The sequence below is a fragment of the Mesorhizobium sp. M2A.F.Ca.ET.039.01.1.1 genome, from assembly GCF_003998035.1.
Lineage (GTDB): Bacteria > Pseudomonadota > Alphaproteobacteria > Rhizobiales > Rhizobiaceae > Mesorhizobium.
This window is the reverse complement of the sequence record NZ_RZRY01001348.1, coordinates 1-843: the sequence shown is the minus strand read 5'-3', so window position 1 is coordinate 843 and position 843 is coordinate 1. Positions and strand designations below refer to the sequence as shown.

Here is an 843-nt window from a genome sequence, read left to right as displayed (position 1 = left end):
CAACAGGTGCGAGGGTTGTTGAGCGATCAACGGGTGTTCGTGCGCGGCGGCGAGGGGATCGGTCAGGATCCGAGATGATCGAGGAGACGCTGCTTTGATCCGCTCAGCAGATCTCGAAGATCCCACCTTTCCGGACGGCCTCGAGTTGTCGCGTTACCGCGATATGCGCCATCCTCGCCCAGCTTTCGAAGGCAGCTCTGGCATCACCAACAGATGTGCGTCCGTCATAGGCAGCGCAACACGCTTCGGTAGCGCAACGGTGCAGCTTGCAACGGCGTTGAATCGGCCATTCCTCAAGAAATTCGATCGCGTCCATCGCGCAGCAGATTTCTCTAGGCCCGAATTCATCGTCCACCAGAAGCGGTGGGTCAAAGCGGTCAGCCATAGCTTCCTCCGCCCGGCCGCTTCAAGGCGGCCAGAGAGCAAAAATTCCCGAGTTGTCGAAGGGCGCCCGCGGCGCTGTGAGGAAGATATCGGGATGGCGGCCGATAGCGTCAAGACGTTCCCAGAACGGGGGCGGAAATGATGCACGATCCAGTCGCTCTCTTCGTCGAAGACGCCCGTGCTGTATCGATCGACGATGCAGCCAAGAGGCTCGGTCTGAAGTTCAGCGGGAGGCGACACGAACACCCGCAGCCATGCCCGCATTGTGGCGGCACCGACACCTTCGCCTTCAACACCGCCAAGAACAAATGGAACTGCCGCGCCGGCGGCGTCGGCGGCAATGACGGCATCGGCATGGCGGCGCATTGCGAGGGGCTGGATCCGCATCGTCGCGCGCATTTCCTCGAAGCCTGCTCGATCGTGCTTGGCCAGCCGGTACCCGACGAGGCGGAACAGGAA

The 843-nt window shown here is 61.7% G+C and carries 1 protein-coding gene and 1 pseudogene; one reads left to right on the top strand and one right to left on the bottom strand.

The features are described from left to right. Positions 1 to 103: 103 nt before the first annotated feature. Complete coding sequence (locus EOA24_RS39790; protein WP_126083017.1) at positions 104 to 385, bottom strand: DUF982 domain-containing protein; 282 nt, start codon at positions 383 to 385, stop codon at positions 104 to 106. Between the two features lie 137 nt (positions 386 to 522). On the opposite strand from EOA24_RS39790, the pseudogene EOA24_RS39785 reads away from it, so the two are divergent. Continuing rightward, positions 523 to 843 (top strand): annotated as a pseudogene (locus tag EOA24_RS39785) (P4 alpha zinc-binding domain-containing protein); the annotation flags it as partial.